At 72.0% G+C, this 26,133-nt stretch carries 24 protein-coding genes; 8 read left to right on the plus strand and 16 right to left on the minus strand.

Annotated features, from left to right (window positions below):
* Positions 1-106 precede the first annotated feature (106 nt).
* The 3 genes from ACZ4EF_RS06130 to ACZ4EF_RS06140 form a co-directional block, all read right to left on the minus strand.
* Positions 107-946, minus strand: coding sequence for a putative RNA methyltransferase (locus ACZ4EF_RS06130; RefSeq protein ID WP_467503008.1), 840 nt, complete (start codon positions 944-946; stop codon positions 107-109).
* Between the two features lie 333 nt (positions 947-1,279).
* A complete protein-coding gene (locus ACZ4EF_RS06135) occupies positions 1,280-2,506 on the minus strand; it encodes a cytochrome P450 family protein (protein ID WP_402712169.1) in 1,227 nt (408 codons plus the stop codon).
* A gap of 208 nt (positions 2,507-2,714) precedes the next feature.
* Positions 2,715-3,188 (minus strand): group II truncated hemoglobin, encoded by a 474-nt coding sequence (locus ACZ4EF_RS06140; protein WP_355334388.1) that lies wholly within the window; start codon positions 3,186-3,188, stop codon positions 2,715-2,717.
* Positions 3,189-3,424: 236 nt separating this feature from the next.
* Between ACZ4EF_RS06140 and ACZ4EF_RS06145 the strand changes: the two genes are divergently transcribed.
* Both ACZ4EF_RS06145 and ACZ4EF_RS06150 read left to right on the plus strand, forming a co-directional pair.
* The gene (locus ACZ4EF_RS06145; RefSeq protein WP_467503010.1) at positions 3,425-4,441 is read left to right on the plus strand and encodes an NADPH:quinone reductase; all 1,017 of its coding nucleotides are present in this window, start codon (positions 3,425-3,427) and stop codon (positions 4,439-4,441) included.
* Between the two features lie 289 nt (positions 4,442-4,730).
* Positions 4,731-5,516, plus strand: coding sequence for an ArsR/SmtB family transcription factor (locus ACZ4EF_RS06150; protein ID WP_467503012.1), 786 nt, complete (start codon positions 4,731-4,733; stop codon positions 5,514-5,516).
* Between the two features lie 21 nt (positions 5,517-5,537).
* Here ACZ4EF_RS06150 and ACZ4EF_RS06155 read toward each other — a convergent pair whose 3' ends face one another.
* Both ACZ4EF_RS06155 and ACZ4EF_RS06160 read right to left on the minus strand, forming a co-directional pair.
* Complete coding sequence (locus ACZ4EF_RS06155) at positions 5,538-6,008, minus strand: Clp protease N-terminal domain-containing protein (protein WP_355334382.1); 471 nt, start codon at positions 6,006-6,008, stop codon at positions 5,538-5,540.
* A gap of 8 nt (positions 6,009-6,016) precedes the next feature.
* On the minus strand, positions 6,017-6,220 hold the full coding sequence (locus ACZ4EF_RS06160; RefSeq protein WP_355334380.1) for a helix-turn-helix domain-containing protein: 204 nt from the start codon (positions 6,218-6,220) through the stop codon (positions 6,017-6,019).
* A gap of 89 nt (positions 6,221-6,309) precedes the next feature.
* Here ACZ4EF_RS06160 and ACZ4EF_RS06165 point away from each other — a divergent pair, with 89 nt between their 5' ends.
* Positions 6,310-6,795 carry a DUF5990 family protein gene (locus tag ACZ4EF_RS06165; RefSeq protein ID WP_467503015.1) on the plus strand — a complete coding sequence of 162 codons (486 nt, stop codon included), beginning with the start codon at positions 6,310-6,312 and terminating at the stop codon, positions 6,793-6,795.
* Between the two features lie 61 nt (positions 6,796-6,856).
* Here ACZ4EF_RS06165 and ACZ4EF_RS06170 read toward each other — a convergent pair whose 3' ends face one another.
* Entirely contained in the window at positions 6,857-8,029 is a 1,173-nt protein-coding gene (locus ACZ4EF_RS06170) for a serine hydrolase (RefSeq protein WP_467503017.1), read from the minus strand.
* Positions 8,030-8,323: 294 nt separating this feature from the next.
* Between ACZ4EF_RS06170 and ACZ4EF_RS06175 the strand changes: the two genes are divergently transcribed.
* Complete coding sequence (locus ACZ4EF_RS06175) at positions 8,324-10,306, plus strand: galactose-binding domain-containing protein (protein WP_467503019.1); 1,983 nt, start codon at positions 8,324-8,326, stop codon at positions 10,304-10,306.
* A 42-nt stretch (positions 10,307-10,348) separates the two neighbouring features.
* On the opposite strand, the gene ACZ4EF_RS06180 is transcribed toward ACZ4EF_RS06175, so the two are convergent.
* The 5 genes from ACZ4EF_RS06180 to ACZ4EF_RS06200 form a co-directional block, all read right to left on the minus strand.
* A complete protein-coding gene (locus tag ACZ4EF_RS06180; protein WP_467503021.1) occupies positions 10,349-11,590 on the minus strand; it encodes a serine hydrolase domain-containing protein in 1,242 nt (413 codons plus the stop codon).
* Positions 11,591-11,728: 138 nt separating this feature from the next.
* A complete protein-coding gene (locus ACZ4EF_RS06185) occupies positions 11,729-13,588 on the minus strand; it encodes a hypothetical protein (RefSeq protein WP_467503023.1) in 1,860 nt (619 codons plus the stop codon).
* A gap of 305 nt (positions 13,589-13,893) precedes the next feature.
* Positions 13,894-14,574, minus strand: coding sequence for a response regulator transcription factor (locus ACZ4EF_RS06190; RefSeq protein ID WP_401714802.1), 681 nt, complete (start codon positions 14,572-14,574; stop codon positions 13,894-13,896).
* A gap of 591 nt (positions 14,575-15,165) precedes the next feature.
* Positions 15,166-16,110: an Fpg/Nei family DNA glycosylase gene (locus ACZ4EF_RS06195; protein WP_401303900.1), complete on the minus strand. Its 945-nt coding sequence runs from the start codon at positions 16,108-16,110 to the stop codon at positions 15,166-15,168.
* 91 nt (positions 16,111-16,201) lie between these two features.
* Positions 16,202-16,993, minus strand: a complete 792-nt coding sequence (locus tag ACZ4EF_RS06200) for a VOC family protein (RefSeq protein ID WP_355334365.1) — start codon at positions 16,991-16,993, stop codon at positions 16,202-16,204.
* 196 nt (positions 16,994-17,189) lie between these two features.
* On the opposite strand from ACZ4EF_RS06200, the gene ACZ4EF_RS06205 reads away from it, so the two are divergent.
* Positions 17,190-17,354 carry a hypothetical protein gene (locus tag ACZ4EF_RS06205; protein WP_391043825.1) on the plus strand — a complete coding sequence of 55 codons (165 nt, stop codon included), beginning with the start codon at positions 17,190-17,192 and terminating at the stop codon, positions 17,352-17,354.
* Positions 17,355-17,503: 149 nt separating this feature from the next.
* Positions 17,504-18,040, plus strand: a complete 537-nt coding sequence (locus ACZ4EF_RS06210) for a DinB family protein (protein WP_467503026.1) — start codon at positions 17,504-17,506, stop codon at positions 18,038-18,040.
* A 245-nt stretch (positions 18,041-18,285) separates the two neighbouring features.
* Here the strand turns inward: ACZ4EF_RS06210 and glnA are convergent, their stop codons facing one another.
* The gene (glnA, locus tag ACZ4EF_RS06215; protein ID WP_188283233.1) at positions 18,286-19,695 is read right to left on the minus strand and encodes a type I glutamate--ammonia ligase; all 1,410 of its coding nucleotides are present in this window, start codon (positions 19,693-19,695) and stop codon (positions 18,286-18,288) included.
* A gap of 241 nt (positions 19,696-19,936) precedes the next feature.
* On the opposite strand from glnA, the gene ACZ4EF_RS06220 reads away from it, so the two are divergent.
* Positions 19,937-20,404, plus strand: a complete 468-nt coding sequence (locus ACZ4EF_RS06220) for an RDD family protein (protein ID WP_188283232.1) — start codon at positions 19,937-19,939, stop codon at positions 20,402-20,404.
* 93 nt (positions 20,405-20,497) lie between these two features.
* Here ACZ4EF_RS06220 and ACZ4EF_RS06225 read toward each other — a convergent pair whose 3' ends face one another.
* The 4 genes from ACZ4EF_RS06225 to lipB all read right to left on the minus strand — a co-directional run bounded on the left by ACZ4EF_RS06225 (position 20,498) and on the right by lipB (position 23,821).
* Positions 20,498-21,187 carry a DUF4191 domain-containing protein gene (locus ACZ4EF_RS06225; protein ID WP_355334356.1) on the minus strand — a complete coding sequence of 230 codons (690 nt, stop codon included), beginning with the start codon at positions 21,185-21,187 and terminating at the stop codon, positions 20,498-20,500.
* 31 nt (positions 21,188-21,218) lie between these two features.
* Complete coding sequence (locus ACZ4EF_RS06230; protein WP_355334353.1) at positions 21,219-21,425, minus strand: SCO2195 family GlnR-regulated protein; 207 nt, start codon at positions 21,423-21,425, stop codon at positions 21,219-21,221.
* Between the two features lie 332 nt (positions 21,426-21,757).
* Positions 21,758-22,747: a lipoyl synthase gene (gene lipA, locus ACZ4EF_RS06235; RefSeq protein ID WP_467503029.1), complete on the minus strand. Its 990-nt coding sequence runs from the start codon at positions 22,745-22,747 to the stop codon at positions 21,758-21,760.
* A gap of 237 nt (positions 22,748-22,984) precedes the next feature.
* The gene (lipB, locus tag ACZ4EF_RS06240; RefSeq protein ID WP_467503031.1) at positions 22,985-23,821 is read right to left on the minus strand and encodes a lipoyl(octanoyl) transferase LipB; all 837 of its coding nucleotides are present in this window, start codon (positions 23,819-23,821) and stop codon (positions 22,985-22,987) included.
* 292 nt (positions 23,822-24,113) lie between these two features.
* Between lipB and ACZ4EF_RS06245 the strand changes: the two genes are divergently transcribed.
* On the plus strand, positions 24,114-25,613 hold the full coding sequence (locus ACZ4EF_RS06245) for a regulator (RefSeq protein ID WP_467503033.1): 1,500 nt from the start codon (positions 24,114-24,116) through the stop codon (positions 25,611-25,613).
* Positions 25,614-26,133 lie beyond the last annotated feature (520 nt).

Raw genomic sequence — 26,133 nt, forward strand, 5'->3', positions numbered from 1 at the left:
CTCCCCCTCCCCCCCCCCCCCCCCCCCCCCCCCCCTCCCCCCCCCCCTCCCCCTCCCCCCCCCCCCCCCCCCCCCCCCCCCCCCCCCCCCCCCCCCCCCCGGACGGTCACCGCGGCCGGTAGGCGGTGGCCAGGACGGAGACGGTCACGTGACCTGGCAGCGGGCCGCTCCCGGCGTCCGCGCGGCTCACGTGGCGGGCGCTCGGTGACATGCCCACCAGGTCCAGGGCGTCGGACCCGGTGAGCGGGGCGAGGTAGTCGACCCGCTCGGTCCTGGCGGCCATGAAGTGGGGGTCGAGGGCGTGGTGCAGGCGTTGTTCCTTGGCGGGGTCGACGGTGACCATGGCCCGTACGCGGTGCCGCAGTTCCGCCAGGTGGCGGTCGGTCGGACGGACGACGATCAGGTGGCCCGTCGGGCGCAGGACCCGGCGGAATTCGGCCGGGTTGCGCGGCGCGAAGACGTTCAGTACGAGGTCGGCCGCGCGGTCGGCGACCGGGAAGCGGCGGGAGACGTCCCAACTCGCCGCGGCGGCTCGTTCGTGGGCGCGGGCGGCCGAGCGCAGGGCGCGTACCGAGGCGTCGAGCCCCAGGCCGCGGGCGTCGGTGAGCCGGGAGAGCACGCCGGCCAGGTAGTAGCCCGTGCCGCAGCCGACGTCCAGGACGGTGCCCGGCCCGGCGTCGGCGGCCAGCCGGGCCACGGCGTGCCGGATGGGGAGGTAGGCGCCGGTGGCCAGGAAGCGGGCGCGGGCCTGTGCCATGGCGGCGTCGTCGGCGCTGACGGCGCGGGTGCCGGTCAGCAGGCCGACGTAGCCGTGGCGGGCGAGGTCGAAGGTGTGGCCCGCGGGGCAGCGCAACGCGCCCCGGTCCGGCCGGAGGGGGCCGCGGCAGATCGGGCAGCGCAGGACGTCGAGGATCTGTGCGAGGGCAGGCGGAAGCGGCACGGGCATGGAGAGCACTCCTGGCAACGGTGAAGGGAAGGGACCGCGCCCGCGCGCGCCCGGATTCCCGCTCCGCGGGCGGAACGAGCCAGAAGGCGGCGTTATGGGCACGCCGAGGAGGGCGACGCCGTCCGGCATCGCCCTCGAAGGCTCCCGGTCACGGGAAGCAGCGGTGCGGGGTGCTCATGAATGCCACGCCTTCAGTTTACGAGCAGAGGTGAACCCTCGTGTCCACCGAAGGCGTCAGCGGAGCCCAGGAAATTACGGCCCATTCGCCGGAGTCGGAGTCCGAGCTGGAACCCGAGCTGGAACCGGAGTTAAGAACCCGAGCTGAAACCGGAGTCAAGAACCCGAGCCCGAACCGGAAACCCACAGTTCGCTGGCGCTGTTGATGATGAACGACCGCACCGGGCACCCCGACGGCCGTGACAACCGCAGTTTCGGGAAGTGCTCGAACAGGACGCTCAACGCGATCTCGCCCTCCAGCCGCGCCAGTCCGGCGCCAATGCAGAAGTGCTGGCCGTTGCCGAAGGAGAGCTGGCGGGAATTGGGGCGCGCGACGTCGAAGCTGTCGGCGTCGGGGAACTGCTGGTCGTCACGGCCGGCCGCGGCGTAGGAGGCGAGCATGGCCTCGCCGCGCCGGATCACCACGTCGCCGACCGGGATGTCCTCGAGGGCGTAGCGCAGCGGGAAGTGGCCGACCGGGCAGTCGTAGCGCACGACTTCCTCGATGACGGAGCCCCAGGAGACCTCGCCGGACCGGGCCCGTGCCAGTTGTCCCGGGTTGGCGAGCAGCGCCCTGACCGCGTTGGTGATCAGGTTGACGGTGGTCTCGTGGCCGCCCACCAGCACGGTGAGCATGATGACCACGACCTCGTCCTCGCTCAGCCGGTCGCCTTCCTCGCTGGCGGCGATCAGCGCGCTGGTCAGGTCGTCGCCGGGGCTCTCGCGCTTGGCCTGTGCCGCCTCGGCGAGCAGGACCAGGAGCTGGTCCTGGGCCTCCTGCGTCTGGTTGCCCTTGGCCGCGGGGTGGCTGCTGAGCACGGCGTCGGAGAGCGTACGCAGCCGCTCGCCGTCCATCGGCGGCAGGCCCAGCAGTTCGGCGATCACCTTGACCGGCAGCGGGAGCGCGTAATCCTCGCGCAGGTCGAACTCGTCGCCGCGCGCAGCCGCTTCGTCCAGCAGGCGGTGCGCCAGCTCCTCGATCCGCGGGCGCAGCGCGGCCGTTCGGCGGGGCGTCATCGCCTGGCCCGCGAGCGCGCGCAGCCGCCGGTGCTCGGCGCCGTCCCGCGTGAGTATCCCGGGGAGGCTGACGAAGTTCAGCAGCGGCCAGTCCTCGGGCAGCCGCCCCTCGGTGTTGCGCGGCCACTGCCGCGGGTCCTTCGACACCCGCGGGTCGACCAGCAGTTGCCGCAGCGTCTCGTGGTGCGTGACGGCCCAGGCCGGTACCCCGCCGGGCAGTTCCACCAGCGCCACCGGGCCGAGCGCGCGCAGCTCGACGTTCTCCTCGTGCTGGTTCTGGCCGAAATGATCGAGCAGTAACGGTGTCAGCGTTTCGGAGGTTTTCATGCCCGGCACCATAACAAGCGCGCTCGCCGGGCGAACAGCTGCCCAAAAGGGCTACGACTCCGAACTCGGCCGCCCCGTAAAGGGGTTGAGCGGTGAATGCGCAAACGTCCACCTGCCGATTCCCGCCGGGGAGAATTTCGGACGGGGCTATTCCGAATATGGCCGCTGGAGTCGTCGGCGACGAATTTTTACTCACGGAATACCCGGACTACCGCGCCAGCCCGTCCCAGCCCCAGTGCGGTACGGGACCCGGGTCGCCGAGATCGGAACTCTCCTGGTGGGAGACCGACATGGCGATCCGCGTGCCCCACTCGATGTACTCGGCGAAGCGCTGCCGCAGCAACGCGTCGGCGGGCAGCTCCTTCACGGCGGTCGCGAGCATCAACTCCACCCAGCGCGCCCGCTGTTCCTCGGTGATCCGCAGGTCCAGGTGCTGGGAGAGCAGGGCCTGGTGGCCGCCGAGGCGGGCGGTGTACTCGGCGGGGCCGCCGAATACCTCCGTGAGCCAGACGACGACATGGTCGACATGGGCCCGGGTGAAGTGCACGAAGACCGGGGCGAGGAGCGGATCGACGAGGACCTGCTCGTAGAAGCTGTCGATGAGGCGGCGCAGCGCGTCACTGCCGCCGACCGCCTCGTAGAAGGTGCCGGTACGGTCGACGGGGGAATCCGGAGTGGTCATGGGCGCTCCAGGTCGTGCCGGTGGTCGCGGCCGGGGATGTCCCGGCCGCCTCATAGCCGCGGCCAGGGGGCAGCCCGGCCGGTGGTCCCGGCCAGAGTCGGCCTGGCCGGTGCTTTGCGGCCAAGGATCACCCGGCCGCCCGGCGGGCACCGGGATTTACGCGGCGGGCGGATCAAATGGACCAGTGGATTCCGGCCACGGGGAAGAAACGGGCGGGCACGTCACTTGTACGCGGCATGAAGGCGATCACTTACACCAGCAACGGCGGCCCCGACGTCCTCACGCTCACCGAGCGCCCGGTCCCGGAGCCGGGACCCGGCGAGGTACGGGTCCGCGTCCACGTCTCCGGCGTCAACCCGACGGACTGGAAGTCGCGGCGCAACACCGCCCCCGCCTCGGCGCAGGTGCCGCACCAGGACGGCTCCGGCGTCATCGACGCGGTCGGCTCCGGCGTCCCCGAGACGCGGATCGGCGAGCGCGTCTGGATCTGGGAGGCCGCGTACGGCCGCGCGGACGGCACCGCGCAGGAGTACGTGGCGCTGCCCGCGGGCCAGGCCGTCGCCCTGCCCGACCACGCCTCCTTCGACCTCGGCGCGAGCCTCGGCATCCCCGCCCTCACCGCGCACCGCGCCCTCACCGTCGCGGACGGCGGCCCCGAGCGGCTCGCCCCCGGCGCCCTCGACGGACGTACGGTGCTGGTCGCGGGCGGCGCGGGCGCCGTCGGCAACGCGGCGATCCAGCTCGCCCGCTGGGCCGGGGCCACCGTCGTCAGCACGGTCAGCGGACCCGCCAAGGGCGACCTCGCGCGGGCCGCGGGAGCCCATCACGTCGTGGACTACCGCGCCCAGGACGCCGCCGCCGAGATCCGCCGGATCGCCCCGGACGGCGTCGACATCGTGGTCGAGGTCGCCCCGGCCGCCAACGCCGCCCTCGACCGGGCCGTCGCCGCCCCCGACGCCGTCATCGCCTTCTACGCCGACGACGACGCCTCGGCCACCGTGCCGGTCCGCCCCTCCATGGCGCTCAACCTCCGCTGGCAGGGCGTCCTGGTCTACACGGTCCCGCCCGCCGCCAAGGCCCACGCCGTCGCGGCGGTCACGGCCGCCGTCGCCGACGACGCCCTCCACGCGGGCCCCGACGCCGGGCTGCCCTTCCACCGCTTCCCGCTCGCCGAGACGGCCCGAGCCCACCAGGCGGTGGAGGACAGCGTCATCGGCAAGGTGCTCATCGACGTGGCCGCGCCCACCGGCTGACGCCTCGTCACACGAGCAGCCGGTCCAACCAGCCCGGGCCCGCCGTCCGTTGCGCGGGTCCGGGCTCGGGGCCGAAGGACGGTTCCCGCCGACGGTCGAACCCGCACCGACGCCCAACCCCGTACCGACGCCCGTTCCCGTAGCGACGCCCGTCCCCGCACCGACGCCCAACCCCGTATCCACGCCCGTCCCCGTGCCGACGCCCGTCCCCGTAGCGCCTCGGACCCCGCGCCCTCCCGCCCCCGGCCTTTCGGTGGCCGCCGAAACGTCGCGGGGTGAGGATGGGGACATGACCACCCGCACCAGGACCCCGGGGGCGCCGAGGACCGGCGACCCCCGTACGCCCGCGCTTGCCGACCCCGCCGTCCCCCGGCTCGCGGCCCTCGCCGCGCTCCTGGCCGACGAGACCAGGGCCGCGGTCTGCCTGGCGCTGCTGGACAAGCGGGCCTGGACCAGCGGGGAGCTGGCCCGGCACTGCGGGGTCGCGCCGTCCACCATGAGCGAGCACCTGACCCGCCTGGTCGACGGCGGGCTGCTGGCCCGCGAACACCAGGGGCGGCACCGTTACGTACGCCTGGCCGGCCCCGAAGCGGCCCGATTCGTCGAGGACATGGCGGAACGGGTGGCCGTCGCCGTACCCCGGACCACGGGCGCCGGGCTGCGGGCGCACAGCGCGGGCCGGGCGATGGCGCGCGGCCGTACGTGCTACGACCACCTCGCCGGCCGGCTGGGCGTGGCCCTCACCGACGCGCTGACCGGCAACGGCCTGCTCCGGCAGGACACCGGCTTCGCCCTCACCGACGACGGCGTGGCCTGGTTCACCGGCCTCGGCGCGGATCTGTCCGGGCCGCCCTCGTCCCGCCGCCCGCTGGCCCGTCCCTGCCTCGACTGGACCGAGCGGCGCCCCCACCTGGGCGGCACCGCGGGCGCCGAACTCTGCCGCCTCGTCCTCACCCGCGCCTGGGCCACCCGTATCGGCACCGGCCGCGCGGTGAAGGTCACGGCGCTCGGCGAGCGCGAACTCCACCGGGTCCTGGGCATCGAGCCGCACGATCTGGCTCCGGCGGAGGCGTAGGACCGCCCGGCGGCGGTGGGCTCAGCAGCCCGCCAGGCGTTCGCGGACGGTGGCCGGGTCGAGGTCCAGCGCGCTGAGCAGCGTCGCGGCGGGGTCGGGGTGCGGGGCGGGCAGGAGCGCGAGCAGCAGATGGCGGGGCTCGATACGGCGTCCGCGCCGCTCGCGCTCGGCCTCGCGCTTGGCGGCGACGACGGTCGCGCGGGCGGCCGAATTGAGGGTGATACGCCGCCGGCCGCGGACCGGCGGCGGGGCGAGGGGGATGTCGAGGTGGATGCCGAGCGAGCCGAGGGCGGCCCGGTCGAGGGCTTCGAGGGCGGCGTGCCCCTCGGCGAGGGTGACGCCGAGGGCGCGGGCGGGCTGGGCGGATTCGTCGCGGAGCAGCGCGAGCAGCAGGTGATCGGTGCCGATCCGGCGGTCGCCGCGCCGGGCGGCCTCCTCGCCCGCCTGTTCCATGACGAGCTTGAACCGGGCGTGAGCGGTGTTCTCCGGCATCGGGGGCCTCACTTTCCGTACTTCGCGTGCACCGACTGACGCGACACCCCGAGGGCGTCGCCGATCTGCTCCCACGACCAGCCCTTCCGGCGGGCCAGCGCCACATGCGCGGCCTCGACCTGTTCGGCGAGCCGGTGCAGCGCGCCGACGGCCCGCAGGCCGACCGCGGGGTCGTCCGAGTTCACGGCCGCGGAGACACTGTTGGTATCCATAAGTGTCAGGCTAGGCTGACGCGCGATGTCGCGTCAATCCAAACTGACAAACCCGTCCGGTCGGATGCGCGGAATGCCAGAATGACCGCATGGCCCCAGCGACGCCCGGCACCTCCACGCCCGTCACGCTCCGCATCGAAGGCACCGGCCTTCCCGGTCGCGCCTGCGCCGCCGCCCCCGGCTTCCCCGGATACACGGACATCCACGTCGCCGTTCAACGGCGCGCGAAACCGGGGGAGTTGCTCGACCCGACCCCCGGCGACGCGGACCGCGCCGTATGGACGCTGGAGTGCGTCGCGCGGACGGTCGCGGACGGCGCCGAGCTGACCGGCCCGTACGTGCAGGGCGGGCCGGGCGGGCGCTTCGTCTATCTGTCCTGGGGCGGGGTCGGCGCGGACGGGGCCTTCGCGGTGTTCCGCCGCGCCAAGCTGCTGCTCGAAGCCGTCGAGCCGGACGTGCTCGCCGCCGCCGTACGGTCCGGGCGGCTCACCGGGCGCCTCGGTCTCACCGACCCCGAGGGGCACCCGCTGTGCGCCCGCGTCGTACCGCCGGTCATCGCCTGGTCGGCGGGCTGAGCGCCGGAGTCCCGGGCACCCCTGGGCGGCTTCCTGGCTTCCTACGGGACGGGCCTTCTCCTTACGTCACGGCCTTCGCCGCCGCCTCCGCGACCCGCTCCACCAGCGCGATCCCGTCCTGCTCCGACACATGGCCGCCGGAGAGCACCGCGACCAGCAGCGTATGGCCGTCGTGCTCGACCTTCCCGATGCTGTTGACGTCCCACAGGCCGGTGGCGCTCCGCGGCAGCCAGCCGTTCTTGAGCGCGTAGTCGCCGCCGTCGGAGTCGGCGGCCGACACGCCCCACCGCTGGTCGGCGGTGACCGCGTGCATCAGGTCCGAGATGTAGTCGCGTGAGGCGGCGCTGAGCGGGGAGTCGTCGCCGTCGCCGTAGACCGCGCGCAGCAGGGTGATCTGGTCGGCGGCGGTGGTCTGGGTCAGGCCCCACAATTCGCCGCTGCCGGGGGTGGTGTGGCTCAGGCTGAGCGAGGCGTTGGCGGACGCCAGCCCCGGGCCGCCGCCGATGGCCTCCCACAGCGCGAGCGCCGCGTCGTTGTCGCTCTGCTCGATCATGTCGGTGGCCAAGTCGCGCTGCTCGGAGGTCAGTTGGGTGCCCGCGCGCTGATGCCGGAGCAGCAGCGCCGCCAGGATGTCGACCTTGACGATGCTCGCGGTGTCGTACGCGGTCGTGTCGCCGCTGTCGTACGTGGCGACCGTGCTGCCGCTGTCGTCGCTGTCCCCGCCCAGTTCGGTCACGGCGACCGAGAAGTGCCCGGAGCCGGTGTCGGACAGGGCCTTGATCGCCGCGCGCAGTTCGGCCTGGGTGTCCCGCGCGGGCGTGGCCGTCGTCTTCTGCGGGGGAGCGGCCGAGGGGGAGGGCGGCGTGGTGGTCGGCGGAGTGGTGGTCGGCGGCGTGGCGGTCGAGGGCGCCTGCGCCGGGGTGAAGGGCTTCGCGGTGGTGGGGGCGGGGGAGGGGGACGCCTTGTCCGTCGCGCCGCTGGTCGCCTTTCCGTCCGCCCCGGCCCGCGCGGACGGCGACTGGATGACGGTGGCCAGCGTCAGCACCGCGATCACCGCGAGTGTCGTGGTGGACACCACGAGGGGCCGCCGGGTCCACCAGTGCGCGGCGGCCCCGCTCCCCGTCTCGTTCCCGGCATCGTCCCAGGCTGTGTCCGTGGCCACGTCTCCGGCCACGTCTCCGGCCCCGCTCCCGGCGTCACCCCCAGCTCCGCCGGACGTCTGTTCGTCATCCATGCGGAGGACCGTATGAATCGTTTCTTGGATTCCGCTGAGATCCCGGTTCCAATCTTGTGAACCTTTGCGCCCATCCCGCGCGGCACCACCGAAAACCACGACAGAACGGTTCTTGCGTCATCTCTGTCAATTATTTCGCCTGCTGCGCGATCTATTGCGCTCACGTAACCCTGTCGTTACGATCCCCCGCACCAGACTTCCGGCCCCTGCCGCAGAGCACTCGCCCGAGCACTCACCCGAGTGCCCGACGGCCGCGCGGGCGGCGGGAGTTGACAGCCGATCGGAGGAGTCCAGATGGGTGTCACACGCCGGGTCTTCCTGCAAGCCGCCATAGCGGCCACTGCGGCAGGAACCCTAGGTGTCGCGGAGACCGCCGCCGCGGGCAGCGCGACAGCGGCCAGCGGGCCGGGAGACGTGGTCGGGAAGGTCACGGTCGGCTATCAGGGCTGGTTCGCCTGCATCGGCGACGGCGCCCCGATCAACGGCTGGTGGCACTGGACGCAGAACTGGGGCCAGACCCCGTCACCGTCCAACACCGGCATCAGTAGCTGGCCGGACATGCGCGAGTACACCCACACCTACCAGACGGGATACGCCGCCCTCGGCAACGGCCAGCCCGCGACGCTCTTCTCGTCCTACGACCAGCAGACCGTCGACACGCACTTCCAGTGGATGCAGCAGTACGGCATCGACACCGCCGCGCTCCAGCGCTTCAACCCCACCGGCGGCGAAGGCCCGACGCGCGACGCGATGGCCACCAAGGTGCGCAGCGCCGCGGAGTCGCACAGCCGGAAGTTCTACATCATGTACGACGTCACCGGCTGGACGAACATGCAGTCCGAGATCAAGACGGACTGGACCAACAAGATGAAGGCCCACACGGCCTCCTCGGCGTACGCGACGCAGAACGGCAAGCCGGTCGTCTGCATCTGGGGCTTCGGCTTCAACGACAACAACCACCCGTTCAGCACCGACGCCTGCATCGACGTCATCAACTGGTTCAAGGGACAGGGCTGTTACGTCATCGGCGGGGTGCCGCGCGAGTGGCGCACCGGCGGCGCGGGCACCCGTACCGGCTACTCGGACGTCTACCACGCGTTCAACATGATCTCGCCGTGGATGGTCGGCGCGATCGGCAACGCGGGCGACTCCGACAACGCCTACAACACCTACACCGTCGGCGACGAGGCCGACTGCGCCGCGCACGGCATCGACTACCAGCCGTGCGTCCTGCCCGGTGACGTCTCCGGACGGCAGCGCGCGCACGGCGACTTCATGTGGCGGCAGTTCTACAACGTCTGCCGGGCCGGGGTGCAGGGCATCTACATCTCGATGTTCGACGAGTACAACGAGGGCAACCAGATCGCCAAGACCGCCGAGTCCCAGGCGTGGACGCCCACCAACTCCGGCTTCCTGGCGCTGGACGAGGACGGTACGGCCTGCTCGTCGGACTACTACCTGCGGCTGACCGGCGACGGCGGCAAGATGCTCAAGGGCCAGATCGCCCTCACCGCGGTCCGCCCCACCCAGCCGCTGGTCTCCGGCGGCGGCGACACCGTACCGCCGACCGCGCCCGGCACGCTGCACGTCACCGGGCACACCGACACCACCACCGCGCTGGCCTGGACCGCCTCGACCGACAACGTCGGCGTCACCGGCTACCGGATCATGCGGGTCACCGGCTCCACCAGCACCCAGGCGGGCAGCGCGGCGGGCAACGCCACGACCGCCACCGTCACCGGGCTCAGCCCGTCCACCGCCTACACCTTCACCGTCCAGGCCGTCGACGCGGCGGGCAACGTGTCGCCCGCGTCCAACCAGGTCAGCGTCACCACCGACGCGACGACCGTGCCGCCGGGCACCAACCTCGCCCTGGGGAAGGCCACTTCGGAGAGCAGCCACACCCAGGTCTACGGCTCGGGCAACGTGGTCGACGGCGACCCCAACTCGTACTGGGAGAGCAACAACAACGCCTTCCCGCAGTGGATCCAGGTCGACCTCGGCCTCACCACCACCGTCAAGCGGCTGGTGCTCAAGCTGCCGCCGCCCACCGCCTGGAGCACCCGCTCCCAGACCATCTCCGTACAGGCCGGCCCCAGCGTCCCGCTGACCACCCAGATCCCCGCGCAGAACTACACGTTCAACCCCGCGTCGGGGAACTCCGTGACGATCAACCTGCCGTCGGCGGTCACCGCGCGCTACGTGCGGCTGAACTTCACCGCCAACACCGGCTGGCCCGCCGGGCAGCTCTCCGAACTGGAGGTCTACAGCGCCTGACCGGAGTGCGACCCGCGCCGTTCGTGATGCTGTCGGCGCGGGTCACGGCGCCTGACGGTCGCACAGCGCGTCGTCGGTGAGCGCCTCCACCGCGCGATTGACCTTGTCCTGGTCGATCAGCGCGGTGGTGGTGGTCACCGACACCGTCACCGCGCGGCGGCCGTCGGCGCTCACGGCGGGCCGGGTGTACACGCCGAAACCGTCGCCCTCGTGCAGGTAGGAGACGCCGCCGCAGCTCAGCGGGACCACGCGCAGCCCGAGCCCGTAACCGCCCTGCCTGCCGGACGGCGGTACCGGCAGATCGTCGTACGGCACCGTCTCGCGCATTTCCCGCCACTGCTCGGCGGGCAGCAGGTCGCCGGTCGCGAGCGCCCGGAAGAAGGTGTTGAGGTCGCCCGGCGTGCTCACCACCCCGGAGTCCGCCGTGTGCTGGAAGCTCAGCTCGGTCGCGTCGAGCACCCCGCCGCCGGGAGCGTCCACGGTCACCCGCTCGTGCGGCCCGACCAGGAACGGATTGTCGCCGGGGATGTACGTGTGCCGCAGCCCCAGCTTCGCGATGACGCGGTGCTCGACCAACTCCCGCCAGGTGGCGCCCGATCCGCCCGCCGTCCGCTCCGCCCTGTCGTTCGCCTTCTCCGCGATCATCGCGGCCAGCAGGTAGTTGGTGTTGGAGTACGCCCACTGCCGGGCCGTACCCGCCGGTCCCGGTGTGAACAGCGGCGGGTGGCTCATCGCGAGGGCGACGAGCCGCGGGGCGGGCGTCACGTCGTAGCGGTTCTCGTCGAAGTGGTGGAAGAGCCGGTCCTGGACGGACGGGTCGGCCACGTAGTCGTAGAGCCCGCTGGTCTGCCGCAGCAGATCCCGCACCGTGATCCGCGAGCCGTCGTTGCCGTGGCCGCGCACCACGCCGGGCAGCCAGTGCTCGACGGTGTCGTCCAGCGACAGCTTGCCCTCGGCGGCCAGTTGGAGCACCACGACCGCCGTGAAGGTCTTGGTGGTGCTCGCCGCGCGGAACTCCGGCTCCCACGGGACGGGTTCCTTGGAGCCGCGTCCCGCCGTGCCGAACCGCGCCCGCAGCGGCCCGTCCGGGGTGTCGACCCGCGCCACGACATTGACCTGGCCGTCCCCCGCGGCCCGCACCGCGGCGAGGTCGCCGCGCAAGTCCCGCTGCCCGTAGTGGTGTCGGCCGCCCGAGCCGTGCGCGGGCACCGCCGCCAGCGCGGACGCGGCCAGTGCCACCGACCACGCCGCCACGATCGTGCGCTTCCCCGACAACGACTTCATGACGGCTCCCCGTTGGACGACCCGGGCCCGCCCCGTGCGGACTGCGTCCATCCAACCCGCGCCGCGCACCATGATCGATGGAGCTGTCACCCGAACGCCCGGTGGGGACAACCCCCGGTCCGGGCCGCCGACAGCGGGTCAGCGGCGCGGGCAGATCACCAAGTGGTAGGCGGGCAGGGCGGCGACGGGCCGGTGGCAGTCGAACCGGCCGCGGATCGTGTCCGCCGCCTCGGGCGCGACCTGGCCCAGCGGGAACCAGAAGGTGTCGAGCACGGCGTAGCGCGAGGCGGGGTCGCTCAGGCAGCGCAGATTCTCGCGGTAGCTGACCTGACTGGTGATCGACCGGTCGTAGCGCGTGCGTTGGAGGAAGTCGGGCGTCGGGTAGCGGCAGTGCGTCGGGTTGCCGAGCAGATAGCCGATGTCGCCGAACGCCAGGTACGTGACGGGGGTGTCCGCGCCGATACGGTGCCGGACGCCGGTCAGCCACCGGGTCAACTCGTGCCGGGTGTCGGCGCGTTCGAGCGAGGTGAAGGTCGAGTGCCGGGTGTCGTACGAGTACGGCGTCGTCGGCCACACCGGGATCGCCAGTGCGAGGAGCAGGGCGAGGGCCGGGACGGAGCGGAGGAGGAGGCCGGGGGAGGGGGCGCGTACCGGCACCTGTCCGCGTACCCGTGCCCGTACTCGTCCCCGTACCCGTGCTCGCCCGTGCAGTGAGGCCGTGAGCAGCGTCGCCACGACGACCGCCGAGACCAGCGTGTACGCGGCCGTCTCGTGCGCGTGCCGCCAGTTCCAGGACTGCCCGGCGATCAGGGGGACGGCGACGCCGAGCAGCAGGGCCCCGGCGAGCAGCGGCAGGTCGGGGCGGCGGGCGACGGCGAGACCGCACAGGGCGGCGGCCAGCACCGGGAGCGCGGCCAGGTGGTACTGGAACCACTGCCCCTGCACCACCAGCGCGGCCAGCACGCCCGCGACCCCGGCCGCCGTCAGCAGCGGCCACGCCCAGCGGGCGGCGCGGGACGCGCTGCCGCGCGCGAGCAGCACCACGGCGGCGGGCAGCAGCGCCACCACCGGGTTCATCAGCGCCTCGGTGCCGACCGTGGTGATCAGCGCGTGCACGTCGGCGGAGTGCAGGCCGTTCTGCAAAGGGGTGTTGGGGTTCAGCGCCGACAGTTCGTTGAACCAGCGCCACTCGCGCGGCTGCACGAGGATCGCCAGCGCGAAGCCCGCGGGGGCGGCGACGGCGGCGGCTGCCGTGGTCAGCCAGCCGCGCCTCCGGTCCAGGACGAGGAGCGCGCCCAGCGGCAGCAGCGCCGTGGGCGCGGTCGTGTACTTCACGAGCACCGCGAGCGCGACCAGCACGCCGCCGAGGCCGACGGCCACCCAGGCGCGGCGCGGCGCGAGCGCGGCGGCGAGACCGGCCACCGCGCACAGCACGGCCACCCACTCCGGCTGGAGGAAGTCCCAGGCGGGCGCGAAGAGCAGCGCGAGCCCCACGGCTCCCGCCACCGCGTTCGCCTCGCGGCGCGGCAGGTGGCGGGCGAGGCCCTGGCGCAGCCACCACACGACGGCCGCCGCGACGACGATCACCAGCAGCCGTATCGACGCCTCGCGCACGGCGACCGGCCCGGCGGTGAGGTGGTCGAGCCACGACAGCGGCCAGCGGTACGCGAGCGGCCGGTGCACGAAGGTGCCGGACGCCGGAATCCCGCCGCGCCCGCTCGCCCGCATGCCGCCGAGGACGTACCGCACATCGTGGTTGAGCCCGCTCCAGCACATGGCGGCGACGGCGGCGAGGCCGAGGAGGGCCGCGGCGAGGCGGACGGGGAGGGGGTACGGGGTGGTCGTGCGGTCGTGGTCGCCTTCGCGGTCGCCTGCGTCGGGGCCGCGGGGCGTCGGGACCGCTTCCGGGCGGGCGTCCAGGCCCGGCGCCCGGTCGGTTCCGGGGGCCGGCCGCGCGGAGGTTCCGGCGCCGTCGTCGATGTCGGGAACGGAGGTCACGGCCGCTGACACTAGCCGCGCGCCCGCGCGTTACGGCGAGGTTGGCCGCCTCGTACGCCGAATGTTCAACGGAATTTACGCGGGTGTTCGCGGCGGGCGCGTGAGGTGAGCCGTTGGGGCCTGCGGCCGGGCGAGGTGGGCGCGTACGGCCGCCGCTCGTTTGGTCGGTGCCGGTGCCGGTGCCGGTGCTGGTGCCGTCTCCGCTCGTACGGCCCGCGCCCGCGCCGCCTGTGGCCGTAGTGCCGCCCGCGCCCGTACGGCCCCTGTCCGTACGGGCTCACGTCTCACGCGGGCGGGCGCAGCCGTCAGTTCGCGGTGTCCGCCAGCGTCGCCTCGTCGACCAGCCCCATCCTGATCGCCTTGACGACGGCGCTGGTCCGGTTCGTGGCGTCGAGCTTCAGCAGGACGCTGCTCACCAGCCGTTTGGCGCCGTGCTCGGAGATCAACAGGCGCCTGCCGATCTGCTTGTTGCTCAGGCCGCGCACCAGCAGCACCAGCGTCTCGTTCTCACGTGACGTCAGCGCCCCGCGCCGCTTCACCGGGGCCGCTGCCGCCGCCTGTTGGATGAGGCTGCGGCCCAGCTCCACCGGAATCGCCATCTCCCCGGCCGCCAACTGGTCGAGGGCGCGGGCCATTCCGGCCGCCGACAGGTCCTGCCGGATCAGATAACCGTCGGCGGGCAGCCCCGCCAGGTCCCCCGTCTGATGCTGCTCGATCACCAACAGCAGCCGTGGCGACGGGTTCTCGCCCCCGGCGCTCCCGACACCCCCGGCGGCCCCGACCCTTCCGGTCGCCCCGGCCCTCCCGGCTTCCCCGACGACCGTCCACAGCCGCCGGTTGGTCGCGGTCAACACCGCCACGTCGGGGGCGTGTTCGCGCACCTTGCCGATGAAGTCGAACTCGTTCGCCGCGAAGTACGTCTCCACACCGGTCGCGAGACCCGACATGATCGCCTGCACCCCGAGGCGCAGGATCTGGTCCTCCATGAACAACACCACGCGGAGCCGCGCGGGAAACGGCATGCGACGCGAATGGTGGAGAATTTCCGAAGTCATAAATCCGCCCGTGTCTCTTCCGAGTAAGAACCACATCGGCGGCCTGCCCCCGAGCGGGCGCCTTTCCACAACGCGACGCCACCCCGACCGGCCGAAAATGGCCAACGAGGGCGACTGCGGGAGCACTTACGGGCCTGAGCGTTCCCCATCGCGTTCGATCACACCTGGTACTCCCCTGGTATCCACCTGGCATGGCAGGAGCCCACGCCCGGTAGCAGGTGATCACATTTTTGCCTCATTACGCTACCAACGGTTAACGTCACCGGTCAACCAACTCGGAACCCCTGCGTCCGCCGAACCGGAGCAGGGCGTACCGCACTTGAGCGGGCGAGACCTCGACGCGGGCCCGTGCGGCACCAGTTGACGGGCCGCTTGGGCAGCCGCGCGGGCAAGCGCTTGAGCGCCTGTTTGTGCGCCTGTTTGAGCGCCTGCCTGAGCGCCTGCCTGAGCGGCTGCCTGAGCGCCTGTTTGAGCGCCTGCCTGAGCGACTGGTGGAGTGGTCGCGCGAGCTCGCGTGTGCGCCTACTTGAGCAGCCGGGACATCCGCCGGTCCGCCAGCGGCTTGCCACCCGTCTGGCACGTCGGGCAGTACTGCATCGCCGAGTTGCTGAAGGACACCTCGCGGATCGTGTCCCCGCACACCGGACACGGCTCGCCCTTGCGCCCGTGCACCCGCAGCCCGCTCTTCTTCTCCGACTTCAGATCGCGCAGCGGCAGCCCGCGCGACCGCTCGACGGCGTCGGCCAGCGTCGTACCGACCGCGTCGTAGAGCGTGGCCACCTCGTCCTCGGTGAGCGTGGCGGCCAGCTTGTACGGCGACATGCGCGCCGCGTGCAGGATCTCGTCGGAGTACGCGTTCCCGATCCCGGCGATCACGCTCTGGTCGCGCAGCACGCCCTTGATCTGGCTGCGCTTGCCCGCCAGCAGTTCGGTGAAGGCCGCGAGGGTGAAGTCGGCGGCGAAGGGGTCGGGGCCGAGGCGCGCGACGCCCGGAACGTCCAGCGGGTCCCGTACGACGTAGACCGCGAGGCCCTTCTGGGTGCCGGCCTCGGTGACGTCGAAGCCGGTTCCCTCGCCGCCGGTCGTTCCGGCCCCGCTTCCGGTGCCGGTTTCGGTGTCGCTTCCGGCCCCGTCCCCGGCCCCGTTTCCCGCTACCGGGGTGAGCCGTACGCGCAGTGCCAGCGGTCCCTTGCCGGGGCGCGGCGGCGCGTCCGCCATCTTCTCCGTCCACCGCACCCACCCGGCCCGCGCCAGGTGGACCACGAGGTGCAGCTCCCCGGCCGTGAGGTCGAGGAATTTCCCGTGCCGCCCCACGGCGTCGAAGGTCCGCCCCTCCAGCGCTCCGATCGGCGGGTCGTACGTCTTGAGCGCGTGCACGGCGACCGGGTACACCCGCTCGACCGTACGGCCGACCAGCTGCTCGGCCAGGAACCTGCTCAGGGACTCGACCTCCGGCAATTCAGGCATACCCCCAGTCTGCCCTGCCGCCGCCCGACCCGCCCCGGACAGACCGCCGCCCCGGGGCGTACGGCCCCGGGGCGGCGCGGGACAGCCGCGATCAGGCGGGCTGGAGTACGGCGAAGGTCGCGCCCGAGGGGTCGGCGAACCAGGCGATCCGGCCGATGCCCGGCACGTCCACGGTCGGCACCAGCACCGTCCCGCCCGCGCCCTGGACGCGGGTGACGATGTCGTCCGCGTCCGCCACGTCGAAGTACGGCACCCAGCGCGGGCTCACACCCTCCTGCGCGGCCGTGATGCCGCCGAAGGCCGTGTTCCCCTGGTCGCCCTCCGAGGTCGAGACGAACGTGTACGGCGCGTCACCCACCTGCGTGTCCGCCCCCCGCCAGCCGAACAGCCCGCGGTAGAACTCCAGCGCCGCGGCCGGGTCCGCCGTCTGGAGCTCGACCCACCCCAGCGACCCGTACACCGACGTGGTCTCCAGACCCTTCAGGGCCTTCGGCTGGAAGAGCGCGAATTCCGCCCCGCCCGGATCGGTGACCGCCGCCATCCGCGCCGCGTCCCGCGCGTCGAACGGCTCGGCCCGCACCGCCCCACCGGCCTGCGCGACCGCCTTCGCGGTGGCCTCCACGTCCGGCGTCTCGAAGTACACCGTCCACGCCGGGGTCGCCCCCTCGTCCACCAGCGGCCCCAGCGCCGCCACGATCTTCCCGTCCTTCTGCAAGGTCCCGTAACTCCCGGCGTCAGGCCCCGCCGGGTGGAACGTCCAGTCGAACACCGCCCCGTAGAACCCGGCCGCGGCCACCGTGTCCTTCGCCGCGATGTCGATCCATGTGGCCGATCCGAGAATGGAATCCGTGGTGAGCATGCTGACGTGCCTGCCTTCCGTCATCAGTTCAAACCCATGGGCCAGAAGCCCCACCCCATCGTATACACGGTATACACCCCCTCGCCCGCCTTCCCCCCAACCCCACCCCGCCGCCACGGACCGTGTCCTGCGGCGTGGGGAGCCCCCTACGAAGCGTCTCCCGCGGATCGGAGGCGACCTTGGTCGGTATCAACCTCGTCGTCGCGGACATGCGAAGGTCATGACGGATGAGCCGGGCACCACCCCCGCCGAGGACAAGACGCTCTACCAGAGGGAGACCCTGGAGGACGAGGTGATGGACGAGGTACTGGCCTCATACAGCGAAGCCGTCGACGAGAAGAAGCCGCCGACGCCCAGCGAAACAGCGGACACGGACGCGGACTGAGCCTTCCGCCGGTCTCGCGGTGGAGATCGGCGGCGCGCTCCTGGCCGCCTCTCCTCGAATCGCGGGCGGGCGATGAGTTCCGGCACGCGGTGAGGTCTTCCTGGGGACGTACGAACTCGGCCGAGCACGACCGGTAGGGAGACCCCAGCGTGAGCGACATCGTGGTGCAGAACATCGTCCGGCCCGACCGCGTGCTGTCAGGCTCCTGGCTGGAGGTGATCGCCTCGAATCTCGACTACCACCGGGCGACCTTCCTGTGGAAGTGCGAGGGCCTCACGGACGCCCAACTGCGCCAACGCCCGCTGCGATCCTCGGCGTTGACGCTGCTGGGACTCATGCGCCACCTGCAAGGAGTCGAACGTGCCTGGTTCCAGCGGACCTTGGCCGACACCGTGCCTCGCTTCTTCCCCTACCGGACCTACACCACCCCCGACGGCGACGAGTGGTACGACGAGTCGGACGCCACGTCCGCCGAGGACGTCTACGAGGACTACCTGACGTCGTGCGAGGAGTCGCGGCAGCTCTTCACGAAGGTGACCGCCGACCTCACCCGCATCATGCCGAACCCGGAATTCGGCGCCACCGACGTGCGCTTCGTCCTCGAGCACGTGATCGAGGAGTACGCCCGCCACCTCGGCCACGCCGATCTCCTCCGCGAGGCCATCGACGGCGCCACCGGCGAATAACCGACGCCCCTCGCACACACCACCATCAGCAGAAGCCACCCGGCCGACCACGACCACGGGCAGCGCGGCCCGATGCCCACGCGGACGTCATCCTCGCAGCCAGCTGGCCTTCTCCGGCCTGACGGGAGCTGTCCCGGGGATCGATCCCACCGCCGACGCGAGGGAGCCCCGTCACGCTCCGGGAGGGAGGTGGCGGGGCTCCGGTGCATCTGGTGGGGGTTGCCGCACGGGGCGGCAGCCCGGGCTTAGATGTCGAAGTACAGCTCGAACTCGTGGGGGTGCGGGCGGAGCTGGATCGGGGCGATTTCGGCGGTGCGCTTGTAGTCGATCCAGGTGTCGATCAGGTCGGAGGTGAAGACGCCGCCGGCCTGGAGGTACTCGTTGTCGGCCTCGAGGGCGTCGAGGACGGCGGGGAGGGAGGTGGGGACCTGGGGGACGCCCGCGTGCTCCTCGGGGGCGAGCTCGTAGAGGTCCTTGTCGATCGGCTCGGCGGGCTCGATCTTGTTCTTGACGCCGTCGAGGCCCGCGAGGAGGAGGGCGGAGAAGGCGAGGTACGGGTTCGAGGACGGGTCCGGGGCGCGGAACTCGACGCGCTTGGCCTTCGGGTTGGAACCCGTGATCGGGATGCGCATCGCGGCGGACCGGTTGCGCTGCGAGTAGACCAGGTTGACCGGGGCCTCGAAGCCGGGGACCAGGCGGTGGTACGAGTTCACCGTCGGGTTGGTGAAGGCGAGCAGCGACGGCGCGTGCTTGAGGATGCCGCCGATGTAGTAGCGGGCGATGTCGGACAGGCCCGCGTAACCCTGCTCGTCGTAGAAGAGCGGCGTGCCGCCCTGCCACAGCGACTGGTGGACGTGCATGCCGGAGCCGTTGTCACCGAAGATCGGCTTGGGCATGAAGGTCGCGGTCTTGTTGTTGCGCCACGCGACGTTCTTCACGATGTACTTGAAGAGCATCAGGTCGTCGGCCGCGGCGAGCAGCGTGTTGAACTTGTAGTTGATCTCCGCCTGGCCCGCGGTGCCCACCTCGTGGTGCTGGCGCTCGACCTGGAGGCCGGAGGCCTCCAACTGGAGGGAGATCTCGGCGCGCAGGTCGGCGAAGTGGTCGACCGGCGGGGCCGGGAAGTAGCCGCCCTTGTAACGGACCTTGTAGCCGCGGTTGTCCTCGACCGCACCGGTGTTCCAGGCCGCGGCCTCGGAGTCGATGTGGTAGAAGGACTCGTTCGCCGACGTCTGGAAGCGGACGCTGTCGAAGACGTAGAACTCGGCCTCGGGGCCGAAGTACGCGGTGTCGGCGACGCCGGTGGAGGCGAGGTACGCCTCGGCCTTCTTCGCCACGTTCCGCGGGTCACGGCTGTACGCCTCGCCGGTGATCGGGTCGTGGATGAAGAAGTTGATGTTGAGCGTCTTGTCCCGGCGGAACGGGTCCACGCGGGCCGTCGAGAGGTCGGCGCGCAGCGCCATGTCCGACTCGTGGATGGCCTGGAAGCCGCGGATCGACGAGCCGTCGAAAGCAAGCTCATCGGTCGGGTCGAACGTCGAGACCGGGACCGTGAAGTGCTGCATGACGCCGGGCAGGTCACAGAACCGGACGTCGACGAACTTGACGTCCTCGTCCGTAATGAACCGGTTGACGTCGTCGGCGTTCTGGAACATCCCACTCCTCCTAGGCCCGGCCCCACGGGTCGGGTTGGCAACTCGAGGCGCGCCAGTGCGGTGGCGCACACTGCCCCGACCATAGGGATCAGGGATTTCTCCAGCATGACCCATTTGTTTCCGAGGCGTTAACCGCGACGCCGGGGCGGCACCCGGGCAGCGCCGTACGGGTGGGCGTCCGGGAGGCCCCGTCCGCGACCGCGCTGTAGGGCCGCGGACGGCGCCGGGTTACCGTGGTCGGGTGGACAACAGGGATGCAATCGGATCGTGGCTGTCGGGCCCGGGTGCCGCCGCCGAGCAGATGGGCGTGGAGTTCGGCTACCGCGGGCAGCGCCTCGGACTGCCGGAGAACGGGCCGGGTTCCATCGCGCCGGTGGGGCGCCGCGTCGTGGCGCTCTTCATCGACTGGTTCCTCTGCCTGCTGATCGCATACGGCCTGATCGCGCACCGTGACGCCGGCAAGTCCAATACCTGGACACTCGTCGTCTTCGGCGTGGTCAGCGTCGTCCTGCTGCTGACCGTCGGCACCACCTTGGGCAAGCGGCTGATGGGCCTGCGCGTTGTACGCCTCGACGGCGGCCGTCTGGGAGCCGTCGCCGTCGTCATCCGTACGGCGCTGCTGCTGCTCGTCGTCCCCGCCGTCATCTGGGACCGCGATACCCGCGGCCTGCACGACAAGGCTGCCAAGTCCGTACAGGTACGGATCTGACCCAGCCGGGACGCAGAAGAAGACACAGAAAAGGGGGTCCGGGGACAGCGTCCCCGGACCCCCTTCGTACAACGACCTCCGTGCCCCGACCGCCTAGCGGCCCTTCGGCATCCGCATCCCCTTGGGCATCGGGCCCTTCGGGATCGGCATGTTGCTCATCAGATCCCCGAGCGCCCGCAGCCGGTCGTTCACCTCGGTCGTCTTCGGGCCGGACAGCACGCGCGGCAGCTTCAGCAGCGTGGTGCGCACCTTCTTCAGCGACAGCTCGTCCGGGCCGTTGCCGACGATGAAGTCGTGCACCGGCACGTCGAAGACGACCCGGTTGACCTTCTTCTTCTCGGCGGCCAGCAGGCCCTTCACGCGGTTCGGGTTGCCTTCACCGATCAGGACGACACCGGCCTTGCCGACGGCGCGGTGCACCACGTCCTGGCTCTTGTTCATCGCGACGGCCGGGGTGACGGTCCAGCCGCGTCCGACATTCTGCAGAACGGCCGCGGCGGCGCCCGGCTTGCCTTCGAGCTGCCCGAACGCGGCCTTCTCGGCCCGGCGGCCGAAGATGACCGCCATCGCGAGGAAGGCCAGCAGGAAGCCAAGGATGCCTGCGTAGATGGGGTGACCGATCAAGAAGCCGAGGGCGAGGATGACACCGAAGGTGACGATTCCCACAGCCGCAACGACAAGCCCGACCTTGGGGTCGGCCTGCCTGGTCATCTTGTAGGTCTGGACGATCTGCTTCAGTCGTCCAGAATTCTCGGGGTTCTCGGGTGTTTCCTTCCTCGCCATGCCGCTCAGGATACGCGAGGGGGGTGCCCGCTCAGTCGTTGAGGGCGCTTCCCCGTGCGGCGCTCACAAGGGCGTCCATCTCGTGCTGCGCCTCCCGCCGGTCCCGGGCCCTGCGGCGGTCCTCGACGACGGCTGCCCAGGCGTTACGGCGGGCTGTCTGCTGCCCGCCGCGCAGCAGAAAGGACTCCACGGCGCGCAGCGCCACGGCCGGACGGATGTGCACGGACTCGGACGGCATGGCGTCCCCCTCATATGCGGCTGAGAGCTGAGAGCTGGGAGCAGGAAGGTGCGGGGCGGTACGTGATGACGCGCGTGGTGCGGGCAGCGCCGGTGACTCGAAGAGCCCCGTGCGTGACACCAGGGTCGCCACAACGTGTTACCAGTCGGTGACCACTCGGTCAATCTCGCATGAAAGCCTCACTCCGGCAGCACGGCGCCCCGCCAGGTCACTCGCCCGGCGGGGCGTCGTCGGCGGTGAGCGGACTCACACGACGAGGGTCGGAACCGAGGGTCGGAACGGGGCCATGACGGGGGTCACAGCCGGGGCCATGACGGGGGGCACGGCCGGGGTCATACGGAGTGCGCCGCCACCGGGCCCACGGCCAGCCGCTCGCCCTCCCGCAGCCGCTTGTCCACGGCCTGCTGGAAGAGCCGTCCGGCGCGGTACGAGGAACGGACCAGCGGCCCGGACATGACGCCCGCGTAGCCGATCTCCTCGGCCTCCTCCTTCAGCTCCACGAACTCCGCGGGCTTCACCCAGCGCTCCACGGGGTGGTGCCGCACGGACGGCCGCAGGTACTGCGTGATGGTGATCAGCTCGCAGCCCGCGTCGTGCAGGTCCTGGAGCGCCTGGCTGATCTCCTCGCGCTCCTCGCCCATGCCCAGGATCAGGTTGGACTTGGTGACCAGACCGGCCTCGCGGGCGCGGGTGATCACTTCGAGCGAGCGCTCGTAGCGGAAGCCGGGGCGGATCCGCTTGAAGATCCGCGGCACCGTCTCGACGTTGTGCGCGAGCACCTCGGGGCGGGAGCCGAAGACCTCGGCGAGCTGCGCGGGCTCGGCGTTGAAGTCGGGGATGAGCAGCTCGACCTTGGTGTGGCCGCCCTCGCGCGCCGCCGTCATGGCGTGGATCTGCCGGACGGTCTCCGCGTACAGCCAGGAGCCGCCGTCCTCCAGGTCGTCGCGGGCGACGCCGGTGATCGTGGCGTAGTTGAGGTCCATCGTGACGACGGACTCGCCGACGCGGCGCGGCTCGTCACGGTCGAGCGCCTGCGGCTTGCCGGTGTCGATCTGGCAGAAGTCGCAGCGCCGCGTGCACTGGTCGCCGCCGATGAGGAAGGTCGCCTCGCGGTCCTCCCAGCATTCGTAGATGTTGGGACAGCCGGCCTCCTGGCACACCGTGTGCAGCCCCTCGCTCTTCACGAGTTTCTGCATCTGGGTGTACTCGGGGCCCATCTTGGCGCGGGTCTTGATCCACTCGGGCTTGCGCTCGATGGGGGTCTGGCTGTTGCGGACCTCCAGGCGCAGCATCTTGCGTCCGTCGGGTGCGACTGCGGACACGACCGGCTCCCTAAAGCTTCGATTCTTCGGCGAACACCAGAGTACGCCCGTGATTCGTACGGCTTGATCCGTGCGGCTTCCTCTGGAAGCAACCAGCCGTGTCGTAGCCGCATTCCCGGCCGGATACCTGCTAGCGCCGAGGCCCGGCGGTACGGCCACCAGCCCCGGCCGTCAGCCCCCGGTCGTACGGCCGGCGATACGGCCCGTGAGCCCCCGTCGTACGGCCCACCGCCCCGGCTATACGGCCCGCGGCAGCGGCACGACCGCGCCCAGGACGTCCGCCAGGTGCCGTTCCAGCACCGGCAGCACCTCGGTGACGCCGATGTCGCGGCCCAGTTCGTTGGAGAGCGAGGTGACGCCCGCGTCGCGGATGCCGCAGGGCACGATCCGGTCGAACCACGTGTTGTCCGGGTCGCAGTTCATCGCGAAGCCGTGCATCGTCACGCCCTTGGCGACGCGGATGCCGATGGCGGCGAGCTTGCGGTCCTCGCGGCGCTGCCCGGCGTTGGAGGGCGCGTACTCGGGGCCGTTCAGCCGCGGGTCGAACTCGCTGTCCTCGCCCCCCTTCGACGAGGAGCCCGCTCCCACCCGCGGGTCGAGGTCGAGGGTCAGGCCGTTGACCGCCGGGCGGTCCGCCACCGGGTCACCGAGCACCCACACCCCGCTGCGGCCCTCCACGCGCGTGGTCTCCAGACCGAATTCGGCGCAGGTACGGATCAGCGCCTCTTCCAGGCGGCGTACGTGCGCGACCACGTCGACCGGGCGCGGCAGCTTCAGGATCGGGTAGCCGACGAGCTGGCCGGGGCCGTGCCAGGTGATCTTGCCGCCGCGGTCCACGTCGACCACGGGGGTGCCGTCCAGCGGGCGCTCGCTGTCGGTCGTACGGCGTCCCGCCGTGTAGACCGGCGGGTGTTCGAGGAGCAGGCAGGTGTCGGGGATCTCGTCCTCCACGCGTGCGGCGTGCACCCGGCGCTGTTCCTGCCACGCCTCGGTGTACTCGACGGCGTCGGCCCCGAACCCCAGGTGGACGAAGCGCAGCTCGTCCGTCCGCGCGGCGTTCTGCGGAAACCCCATGACCACTCCTCTGCGTGCCCGGCGGTGCTTGTTTCGCGCCTCTGCCACTGTACGGCGGCGGGTCCGTGGGGCCCGAGCGGGGCCGAAGCTTCCCGTCCTGTGGGGGCGGGGCTTGAGAGCGGCGCCATAGCACGGTGCCTCCGACCCGCCGGGGCGGTTTACCGACCCTTGAGGGTCCTTATCGCCCATTCGGGCGAATAACGAGGTCTTACGGTGAGCTTCCCGGTACCGACCGTTACATTCACGCCGTTCCGGTTACCTCCCCAGTCCCAGGAAGTGGACCGCACTGCCGATGACGGACCGTTCCACGCAGCGAACCCCGACCCGTCCCAACAGCAGACTCGCCTCGTTGATCGCGGAGGCAGGCTTCTCCAACGCGGGGCTCGCCCGCCGGGTCGACCAGCTCGGCATAGAGCACGGCCTCGACCTGCGGTACGACAAGACCTCGGTGACCCGCTGGCTGCGCGGCCAGCAGCCACGCGGCACCACACCCGCGCTGATCGCCGAGGTCTTCACCCAACGGCTCGGCCGCCGGCTCTCCGCCCAGGACCTCGGGCTCGACGCGTGCGCGCCGGTCTACGCGGGCCTCGAATTCGCCGGGTCGCCCGACGAGGCGGTGGACATCGTCAGCGGCCTGTGGCGCAAGGACACCGGCAACCAGACGGAGCTGCGGAAGATCGCCTTCACCGCGGCCGGGCTCGTCGTGCCCAGCCGCGACTGGCTGATCGGCCGCGCCGACGAGAGGGTCGCGCGGGGCGCCGACGCCGCGCCGGTACGGGTGCCCGCGCAGAGCCGCGGCCCCGGCCCCCTGGGGCTCCCGCCGTCCGCCGCGCCCGGACCCGCGCCGGGGCTCGCGGCCAAGGCCGGGCCGCCCCGCGCCAAGGTCGGGGCCGGTGACATCGCCGCCCTGCGCGCCGTCGGCGACCTCTTCCGGGGGCTCGACCACGCGTACGGCGGCGGCCACGCCCGCCAGGCCCTCGTCCGTTACCTGGAGCACGAGGCCGAGCCGATGCTGCGCGGCAGTTACGGCGAGGCACTCGGCCGCCGCCTGTTCTCCTCCGTCGCCGACCTCACCCGGCTCGCCGGATGGACGTCGTACGACATCGGCGCGCACGGGCTCGCGCAGCGCTATTTCGTCCAGGCGCTACGGCTCTCGCAGGCCGCGGGGGACCGGGTCTACGGCGGCTACGTGCTCGTCACCATGAGCCGCCAGGCCGTCTACCTCGGGCACGGCCGCGAGGCCGTCCAGCTCGCCCGGGTCGCCCAGCAGGGCGTCGGCTCCGGCGCGCCCGCCGTCGTCCAGGCCCTGCTGCACAGTGCCGAGGCGCGCGGGCACGGGCTGCTCGGTGAGATCCGCGCGTGTTCCGCGGCGCTCGCGCGGGCCGAACGCTCGCTCGGGGCGGCCCGCTCCGGTGACGAGGTGCCCTCCTGGGCGCGCTTCTTCGACGAGGCCCAGCTCGCCGACGAGTTCGGGCACTGCCACCGGGACCTCCAACTGCACCGGGCCGCCGCGCAGCACGCCGAGCGCTCCCTCCAGCTCCGCGCCCCCGCGTACGCCCGCAGCCGGCTCTTCTGCCGCACCGTGCTCGCTTCCGCTCGCCTCGGGCTCGGGGAGGTGGACGTCGCCTGTGCTCTCGGCATCGAGGTCATGCAGCAGGCCACCGAGATGCGGTCGGCTCGCGCCGTCGAGTACGTGCGGGACTTCGGGCGGCGCCTTGAGCCGTATCGCGATGCCGCGGCCGTTCGCGCCTTTCGCGACCGCGCCGTCGCCTTGGGGCTGGTCGCCCCATGACGACCTCCGGTCACGGTCCCTTACCCACCTCCCGCAAGTGGGTCCCCCCCAGGGGCGCGGTCCCCTGACGTTCCCCCCGCCCCGCCGGGGCGGTTCGGTGGTGTTCGGTCCACCGGGCCGGTGGGGGCGGGCCGCGCAGTTCCTCGCGCCCCTGGCGGGGCGTGCCGTGATTCGTCGGGGCGGTGAGCCGGTCTTTTAGGGGCGCGGGGAACTGCGCGCTCAGCCACGATGCTCCTGCGGGTCACCACCGGCCCCGGCGGGGCAGCTCGGCGGTGTTCGGTCCACCGGGCCGGTGGTGGGTTGCTCGCGCAGTTCCTCGCGCCCCTGACGGGGCGCACCGTCTTTCGTCCGGGCGGTGAGCCGATCCTTTTAGGGGCGCGGGGAACTGCGCGCTCAGCCACGACGCTCCTGCGGGTCACCACCGGCCCCGGCGGGGCAGCTCGGTTGTGTTCGGTCCACCGGGCCGGTGGTGGCGGGCCGCGCAGTTCCTCGCGCCCCTGGCGGGGCGGGCCGTCTTTCG

Source organism: Streptomyces sp. NPDC025721, assembly GCF_055558595.1.

Excerpts from the sequence above, each read along its gene's own strand:
- ACZ4EF_RS06130 (WP_467503008.1), bottom strand. The coding sequence starts at position 946 with ATGCCCGTGCCGCTTCCGCCTGCCCTCGCACAGATCCTCGACGTCCTG.
- ACZ4EF_RS06135 (WP_402712169.1), bottom strand. The coding sequence starts at position 2,506 with ATGAAAACCTCCGAAACGCTGACACCGTTACTGCTCGATCATTTCGGC.
- ACZ4EF_RS06140 (WP_355334388.1), bottom strand. The coding sequence starts at position 3,188 with ATGACCACTCCGGATTCCCCCGTCGACCGTACCGGCACCTTCTACGAG.
- ACZ4EF_RS06145 (WP_467503010.1), top strand. The coding sequence starts at position 3,425 with ATGAAGGCGATCACTTACACCAGCAACGGCGGCCCCGACGTCCTCACG.
- ACZ4EF_RS06150 (WP_467503012.1), top strand. The coding sequence starts at position 4,731 with ATGACCACCCGCACCAGGACCCCGGGGGCGCCGAGGACCGGCGACCCC.
- ACZ4EF_RS06155 (WP_355334382.1), bottom strand. The coding sequence starts at position 6,008 with ATGCCGGAGAACACCGCTCACGCCCGGTTCAAGCTCGTCATGGAACAG.
- ACZ4EF_RS06160 (WP_355334380.1), bottom strand. The coding sequence starts at position 6,220 with ATGGATACCAACAGTGTCTCCGCGGCCGTGAACTCGGACGACCCCGCG.
- ACZ4EF_RS06165 (WP_467503015.1), top strand. The coding sequence starts at position 6,310 with ATGGCCCCAGCGACGCCCGGCACCTCCACGCCCGTCACGCTCCGCATC.
- ACZ4EF_RS06170 (WP_467503017.1), bottom strand. The coding sequence starts at position 8,029 with ATGGATGACGAACAGACGTCCGGCGGAGCTGGGGGTGACGCCGGGAGC.
- ACZ4EF_RS06175 (WP_467503019.1), top strand. The coding sequence starts at position 8,324 with ATGGGTGTCACACGCCGGGTCTTCCTGCAAGCCGCCATAGCGGCCACT.
- ACZ4EF_RS06180 (WP_467503021.1), bottom strand. The coding sequence starts at position 11,590 with ATGAAGTCGTTGTCGGGGAAGCGCACGATCGTGGCGGCGTGGTCGGTG.
- ACZ4EF_RS06190 (WP_401714802.1), bottom strand. The coding sequence starts at position 14,574 with ATGGAGGACCAGATCCTGCGCCTCGGGGTGCAGGCGATCATGTCGGGT.
- ACZ4EF_RS06195 (WP_401303900.1), bottom strand. The coding sequence starts at position 16,110 with ATGCCTGAATTGCCGGAGGTCGAGTCCCTGAGCAGGTTCCTGGCCGAG.
- ACZ4EF_RS06200 (WP_355334365.1), bottom strand. The coding sequence starts at position 16,993 with ATGACGGAAGGCAGGCACGTCAGCATGCTCACCACGGATTCCATTCTC.
- ACZ4EF_RS06205 (WP_391043825.1), top strand. The coding sequence starts at position 17,190 with ATGACGGATGAGCCGGGCACCACCCCCGCCGAGGACAAGACGCTCTAC.
- glnA (WP_188283233.1), bottom strand. The coding sequence starts at position 19,695 with ATGTTCCAGAACGCCGACGACGTCAACCGGTTCATTACGGACGAGGAC.
- ACZ4EF_RS06225 (WP_355334356.1), bottom strand. The coding sequence starts at position 21,187 with ATGGCGAGGAAGGAAACACCCGAGAACCCCGAGAATTCTGGACGACTG.
- ACZ4EF_RS06230 (WP_355334353.1), bottom strand. The coding sequence starts at position 21,425 with ATGCCGTCCGAGTCCGTGCACATCCGTCCGGCCGTGGCGCTGCGCGCC.
- lipB (WP_467503031.1), bottom strand. The coding sequence starts at position 23,821 with ATGGGGTTTCCGCAGAACGCCGCGCGGACGGACGAGCTGCGCTTCGTC.
- ACZ4EF_RS06245 (WP_467503033.1), top strand. The coding sequence starts at position 24,114 with ATGACGGACCGTTCCACGCAGCGAACCCCGACCCGTCCCAACAGCAGA.